This window comes from Glycomyces sp. L485 (assembly GCF_022548875.1).
GTDB lineage: Bacteria > Actinomycetota > Actinomycetes > Mycobacteriales > Micromonosporaceae > Glycomyces.
This window is the reverse complement of record NZ_JAKZEW010000021.1, coordinates 6,147-13,167: the sequence shown is the minus strand read 5'-3', so window position 1 is coordinate 13,167 and position 7,021 is coordinate 6,147. Positions and strand designations below refer to the sequence as shown.

At 64.5% G+C, this 7,021-nt stretch carries 6 protein-coding genes and 1 pseudogene; 6 read left to right on the top strand and 1 reads right to left on the bottom strand.

Annotated elements, in window-relative coordinates:
- Nucleotides 1-1,672, bottom strand: a pseudogene (locus L0U85_RS12035) (ISAzo13 family transposase); the annotation flags it as partial.
- A gap of 269 nt (nt 1,673-1,941) precedes the next feature.
- Between L0U85_RS12035 and L0U85_RS21325 the strand changes: the two are divergent.
- The 6 genes from L0U85_RS21325 (at nt 1,942) to L0U85_RS12005 (ending at nt 6,918) form a co-directional block, all read left to right on the top strand.
- On the top strand, nt 1,942-3,138 hold the full coding sequence (locus L0U85_RS21325) for an SMI1/KNR4 family protein (RefSeq protein ID WP_241378004.1): 1,197 nt from the start codon (nt 1,942-1,944) through the stop codon (nt 3,136-3,138).
- Between the two features lie 356 nt (nt 3,139-3,494).
- Complete coding sequence (locus tag L0U85_RS12025; RefSeq protein ID WP_241378003.1) at nt 3,495-3,944, top strand: hypothetical protein; 450 nt, start codon at nt 3,495-3,497, stop codon at nt 3,942-3,944.
- Between the two features lie 315 nt (nt 3,945-4,259).
- A complete protein-coding gene (locus tag L0U85_RS12020; RefSeq protein ID WP_241378002.1) occupies nt 4,260-4,925 on the top strand; it encodes a transposase in 666 nt (221 codons plus the stop codon).
- A gap of 329 nt (nt 4,926-5,254) precedes the next feature.
- A complete protein-coding gene (locus tag L0U85_RS12015) occupies nt 5,255-5,917 on the top strand; it encodes a hypothetical protein (RefSeq protein WP_241378001.1) in 663 nt (220 codons plus the stop codon).
- Nucleotides 5,918-6,020: 103 nt separating this feature from the next.
- Nucleotides 6,021-6,260, top strand: a complete 240-nt coding sequence (locus L0U85_RS12010) for a hypothetical protein (RefSeq protein ID WP_241378000.1) — start codon at nt 6,021-6,023, stop codon at nt 6,258-6,260.
- A 58-nt stretch (nt 6,261-6,318) separates the two neighbouring features.
- On the top strand, nt 6,319-6,918 hold the full coding sequence (locus L0U85_RS12005; RefSeq protein WP_241377999.1) for a hypothetical protein: 600 nt from the start codon (nt 6,319-6,321) through the stop codon (nt 6,916-6,918).
- Nucleotides 6,919-7,021: the final 103 nt, after the last annotated feature.

Sequence of the window (7,021 nt, the reverse complement as noted above, 5' to 3'; positions counted from 1 at the left end):
CCATCCCAGCCAGACCTTCCACACCAGCGCGGAACTTGATCTAGCCCTGGGAGCTGTCAAAGAATTAGTCCTCGATTTGGTTGGGGCTGTTGCTGTTCGGTCGAGCCGGGATGAGCGCTCGGAGTTCGGGTTCGGTTGCGATGCGTTGTCGGGTTGGTTCGATGGCGATGCCGAGTGCGTCGAGGTCACGTGCTACCTCTCGGCGGGCGCCGCCGATGAGTTGGTCGGAGACACCGAACAGGTCTCTGAGCAGCGGGTTCGGTGTCTTCCATCGCTGTTTGAGGATGACGACGAGGAGCCGGTCGGCCGCTGAGAGCTTCCGAGTGCCAGTGTTGCCGGCACGGTGCTTCGCGAAGGGGACGACGGTGGGGTGTTCGACGAGGAATTGCCGGTAGCGGTCGGTGAGATCGCGCCAGTCGGGTTCACTCATGCCGGTGATGGCCGGGTGGTGCAGCCAGGCGGGATGTTTGTCGCCTTCGGGGAACCGTCCGAAGGCCGGGTCCGGTGCCCGCTCGGGTGTCTGGGGCCGGATCGTGTAGTTCCACCGCTCGTGCCAGTCATGGCCGGTGATCGGCAGCCGCTCGACCTCGGCGACAGGGACGCGCTTTCCGGTGGGGTAGGGGCTGGGGTCGAACTCGGCGGTGACGGTCAGTCCGGTCCGGGTGCGGGTGGCACCGATGAGGGAGACGACTGCTTCGTGGCTGGTGAGCGGCTTGCCGCGCCAGTTCGAGGAGATCTGGGCGAACAGGCGATGCTCGATCTTGTTCCATTTCGAGGTGCCCGGCGGGAAGTGCAGCACCGTGACCTCGATGCCGGCCTTGCGGGCGAAGGCGGCGAGCCCGGTCTTCCAGAGCCGGACCCGGTAGCCGTTCGAGCCGCCGGCGTCGGCGGTGATCAGCAGCCGTTTCGCGTTCGGGTAGCGGGATCGGCCTTCGCCTTCCCACCAGCGGCGCAACGTCGCGACGGCGAAGTCGGCAGTGTCGGCGTCGGTCCCGACCGACACCCATCCGGTGTTCGCGCCCAGGTCGTAGACCCCGTAGGGGACCGCCTTCGGCGCGTTCTTCTCGGGGAAGTCGTGCGCCCTGACCTTGATCGGGTCGCCACCTGGCCGCCAGGTCGTCCCGCCGACCGCGTAGTCGCCCAAGACCTCTTTCTTCTTAGCGTCCACGCTCACCACCGGGTCACCAGCGTCCAGAAAGGAGGTGACAGTATCGTTGATATAGCGAAACTGGGCGTCCCGGTCCGGGTGGCGAGCGCCCTCGATCGTTCGGTGCGTGCCCTGGAGGCTGAAGCCCTCGGCCTTGAGCAGGGAAGCGACCGTCTCATGACTGACCGGATGCCCCGCGTCGGTCAAGGCTTCGGCAAGATTCCTGGTCGAGGCCACCGTCCACCGCAGCGGCGTCTCCGGGTCCCCGCACTCGACCGGCTCCACCATCGCCAGCAGGGACGGCACCAGATCCGGGTCAGCCTCGGCCAAGGCCGGGCGGCCCGCCCCGACCGAACGTATCCGCCCATCGAATTCCTGATCCTCCAACAGTTCCCTGCTGCCCGCCGACACGGTCGAGGACGCCACGCCAGCCGCCGTCGCCACTGCCCCGATCCCGCCATGACCCAGCAGACGCGCGATCCCACCGAGCACCAGCCGCCGTTGCCGCTCATCCAAATACGGCATAAGCCGCGGAACAACCTCACCCAGTCGCTCTGAAACCCGTTCCAACACAACCGAACTCTAGCCGACTAAATCGAGGACTAATTCTTTGACAGCTCCCTGGCCCTGCGGGGGGAGGCTTCAAACCACCACATGCTGCGAGAGCGGTGACGTGACCGTGGTGATGGATGTGGAGAAGGCGGCCGTTGAGTCGTCAGGTGGGGATCGTGGGGACGTTGCGTCGTCCCGGCTGGCCCGGGGTGCCCTGTGTGAAGCGTCGTTAGAGGTAGTTGGTGTCGAAACCAGGGTTTCTTCGCGTTCGAACAGCAGTTCTTCGCCTTCAGGTCGGCCTGGAGCCCGGCGACGGCGTCAGCGGCCAGGCGGCGGGTCTCGACCCGAGCGAACAGGTCGGCGCACTCACCCAGCTACTCCGCGGTCACCGCACGGACTATGCTCACCGCAGCGGCTGCCGCGACTTGGTTCTCTTGGCACACACCATGAATCATCGACCGGCAGCCGCACTGCGTCTCCATCGAACCCGTTGCGTCCCAACCAGTCAGACACCGACCTCAGGCGTCACCGACAGTCAGACAATGAACTTTCGCCGTCGTGTTAAGAAGATCGTGACCGACAGCCTGGAAACCATGAGGATCGTCGACGCCCTCCCTGCGCTCGAGATTATTCCGGACCAATTGGACATGTGGCCGCGTGGGCATCGAGTCCAGTCGGCCGTTCACGACGCATCCGCACCTGTGCGAAGGGGCCTTATGATGCGCAGCATGGCCGATACCGATGAACGCTCCTTTGAGAACGTCGCGAACGCCTGGGCTCGCGTCGAGGAGGCCTTGAACCGTGTCCTGGCCGATTCCCTGCGGCTGCTCGCAGGGCCGGCCGAGGTGCGGGAGGTCGATGCGGTCGATGCGGTGTTGGGGGTGACGCTGCCGCTGGACTTCCGAGCGAGTATGTGTGTCCACAACGGATCGAAGTCCGGCGATCCCAGCCCGGTGCCGCTCGACTACCTTTTCAACACAGCCGACATCGTCGAGTTGACGCAGGCGTGGCACTCCGAAGAGGACCCGGACCTCGACGATCCTCGCGTCATGGCCTGCCTCATCGACGAGGGCATGATCCACGTGAACGGGCCGGTGCGACCGACCTCGAGCCTCGCGGGCAGGGTGGTCGTGGGCACGATGAACGGCGATGTCAACTGGTTCCTCGACCTGGACCCACCGGAGGGAGGCACACCGGGGCAAGTGGTCCGGATGGACGTCGAATCCTTCGAGTGGGACGTCTTGGCCCCGTCGTGGACACAATTGCTGGTCCGCTACGCCGAGGATCTGGAACGGTTCGCCGCTGACCCCGACAGCTCGCCCCTCCTGATAGAAGAGGAAGGCGGCCCTGCGTGCGATTGGGGCGTTGCTCCCGTCTACAAGCTGCCGCGTCCGGCATGGCTGCGAGACGTTCGGGCACGTCAGCCGAGCACCTGGTGACCTCGCACCCTTTGAATGACGACCAAAGTCGCACTCGCGAACCTGGCCATGCTGTCGCTCATCCTCGGAGGGTGCGTGTCCCAAGAACCGCCCCCGGAACGAGCGTTCGATCAGGCTGAAGCCTGCGCCTGACGTCAATCCTGAACCTGCCTGATCCGGGCGCGCTCAGAGGTTCGTCAGGCCGCGAGCGAGCGTCATGACCGCCGAATCCGCCAGCGACCCATGGATACACTATTGCGCCGCGGCCAGGTGGACTGGAGCTACTAATGGTAAGTGATCGACTTCAGCAACTCGCACAGCAGACCCAGATGCGTGAGACTCCTGGGCCCCGACCAGACTGGCAGAACCTCAGGTCCGTGATCGGGTTGGATGCTCCGGCTGACTACAAGGAACTGATCGACACGTTCGGCGCTGGCGCGTTCAACAACTACATGCAGATCCTCGGGCTCGGCGAACGCATCCAGGCGTTCAACCTCACCGAGAACGCACTGTACTGGGACGAGTACCTCAAGGAGGAATGGGAGGATCTCCCTGAATCGATGCCAGACCAGTTGCAGGGGCGCACTTTCACGGTAGTCAACTGGGCGACCACCGAAGACGGCACTCAGTTGTTCTGGATCGCCGAGTCAGGCAAGCCATCGAGCCAATGGCGGATCGCCTTCTACAATGACGCCGGGGACAGGTGGGAGTTCCACCAGCAGACCACCGTCGAGGTGCTCACTGCACTAACACGCGGCGAACTGCCGACCTCTTTGATCCCTGCATTCCCGCCAGGCGAACCGGTCAGCTACACGCAGTACCGGTGAGACGATCCGTTGGTGACAAACCTGCTCGAAGTGATGGAGGAACTGCGCTATCGTCTGGCGCGGGACCCAAGCTTCACTGGACAGTCTGCGGGTTGACACGCTCCTACTCGCTCATACCGGCGCATGCGTTCTGGTCCGCGGTGAGATCGGCCAGATCGAACACATCAAGGCCGACCTTGACGCGACGGGCATCGCCCAAGACCACGGTCTACGCAAAGTCGGCTCGGGTTAGTGTTTGTGCTGGTGAGGCCGCAACTGTGGCAACGGCTCCCTCGTTGAAGACGATGGATTAAGTCTGTCGTCAGGAGGAAGCCGTTGCAGGACAAGACTCTCACGCTCGACTTTGGGTGGGCTGGCTTCACGCGGCATGTCGCGAACGGCAAAGACCACAAAGCCACGACCGACCCGGCGATCGAGACTGAGCGGGTCGAACACCTCGCCCAGGCAATCCCGACTCGGAGCTGGTCGACTCGCTCTGCCGGGGCCGGCTCGCGCGGGCAGCGCGTCTACGCCTGGGGCTACCTCGCGCTCAACTCGACCGATTGCGAAGGTGAACGCGGCTTGCTCATCCGCTGGAACCGGCGCAAGGACGAGTACGCCTACTACCTGACCTACCTGCCCGAGGGCGAGGCCAACCTGGCGCGGCTGATCCGCATCGCCGGGCTCCGCTGGCCGATTGAAACCACGTTCCAAGACGCCAAGGGCTGCTTCGGGCTCGACGAGCACCAGATGCGCAAGTGGACCTCAGTGCACCGCTGGCTCACCCTCGCGCTGCTGGCCGCGACCGCGACCGCTATCGCCCACCGGCAAGCCGCCCATCGCGGTAGCCGCCTGACACTGACCGGCCTCGCCCGCCTCTACGGAGAGATCACCCGCACCCACCACGACCAGGAATTCCACTACCAATGGGCCGACTGGATATGCGACCAGAACGAGCAAGCCTGGTCAAGCACCGCCCCGGCCGCGTCGCCCCACGACTGAAGAGACGGGCGATGTCGAAGCACAACCGCAACAAGCAGGTCAAGCACTTCAAGACCCGAACCTATGAACTGGCCGTGGACATCTGCCCCGACGGCTTAACCGAACGCCATTGACAGCACTACCATGCCCGATCTGTCCGGTGCATCCCTATCGCACGGTCGAAATGAGAATACATAGTAGAGAGGCACTGGAGTCTTGCACTCCGTCATGTTCGCGCTTGTGTCATATTGCGGCACAAGGGAAACAACTCCTTCCGCTGTAATAGATCCGACGCTACTGAATCGGGACCTGGCGTCAACTCCCCATCCGATGGTGCGAGAATGGCACCCATGCGAGCCCGACACTCCCCGTTCCCCCCCTACTGGTGGGCCACCGCCCTTTCGGACGCCGGAGTGGAGTCGCGGCCGAGAGTCGGCACGTACGGCAAGTACGAGTACGCGGATCTCCCTCCAGTGCCGTTCCCCATGAGCGGCGACCTCGCGTGGCTCGAGGCGCAGCCGGTGCACGACGAGTGGACGATCAACGGCAACGCCGACGACCGGCTGCCCGAGTTGCTGGCGGCCTGCGACCGGGCGGGGCTCGAACTGCCGCCGGCCTTCACGCGGTTCATGGAATCGCCGCCGCTGCAGGAGCGGGTCCGGTCCTGCACGGGCTGCTACATCGATCTCGACGCGGCACCGGTGAAAGCGCCCTCGGGCGGGCACCTGGTCAGATTCCTGGCCGACCAGCAGGGTTGCCTGTTCTGGTACCTGCACTTGACCGAGGGCGGCGCCGACCACGCCGTGGTCTGCTCGCCCGACTTCCACGGCACTGAAGCGGACGAGGCTCCAGCGGGGCCGGACGAGATCTCGTTCGCTGCCGAGACCTTCGAGACCTTCATCTGCCGGTTCTGGCTCGAGAACGAGATCTGGTACGCCGCAGCCGAGGGCGCGCACTCCGAGGTGGGGCTTGAGTATGTACAGCGGTATCGGAACGGCGGTAACGCGCGGTGACGAACGGAGAACCATTGTAGCCCTTGGCTATTGATCGCCGGTGCAATAGGGTCACTTCGGACAGGACTGTCGAGAACGGCACCGGTTCGAACAGGAGCGCATCATGGAACACCCTGCGGCAGAAAGCACACGGAACGAAGGACGCCGCGGTCGTCGAGCCCTGCTCTTGAGCGCCGCCGGGGCGGCCGGGGTCATCGCGGGCACCGTCGGTGCGACGGGCGCGGCCTCCGCCGCGGGCGCCGGTGACGACCCGTACAGCGTCGACGTCGTCGGGATTCGCCATGGTGGCTTCCGTCCAGCAGGGAGGGCGGCGATCGTCGGCGGGTCGGTTTCCGCAGCGTGACGGCGAGACATCTCCCCGCGTGAAGTTCCCGAGGGCCACCTGTGATTAGGGTGGTTTGATGAGCGACCAACGAGCTGATGCGCTCAGCAAGATCCAGCACAAGCTCGACCGGCTCCGACGTCTTGAGGGTGCGCAGGCCCCCGACGTTGTCGTATCCGCGGGCGAGAGGCTGCATCCGCTCGAAGGCGCGCCGAAAGACGTCACGGCCGTGTTCAGTCTGTTCCGGGTGCTCCAAGGCAGTTGTCTGCGATTCGTGCGGCCGGAGTCGATCGCCAGTGCTGAGGCATGGCAGGACCGCGAAGACGACCCTGAATGCCCGCTGGGCACTCCGCTCGACATCGGGTTCATGCATCTGGCTATGCCTGATGCCATCCCGGGCTTCCAAGGCGAACCGGTGATTCGAGTCGACCGAGAGGACGGGGGTGTCTACTACCTCAACGGTGACGACTACGCCTTCTACTACTCCCATCCAGAGGAGATCGAAACCTGGGAGTTCGATGTGGGCGCCGTCGAGTTCTTCAATGATTTCGTGCTCGGTAGGCAGTATCCGGAACTCATCGAGGTCGTCATGGGACCGGACGCGTTCGACCGCAGGGACCGCAAGGGGCGCTATGTGGACACCTGGCGAAGATTGCTGGAGCAAGGGGGGCTGCTGTGAAGCACCGCGGGCCGCGAGCCTGATCCCGGTCCGTGTCCACGAAGACGCTGTCAGTGACTGCCTCGATATGGTTGAGTACCCATCGATCCGAACTCCTCCTGCG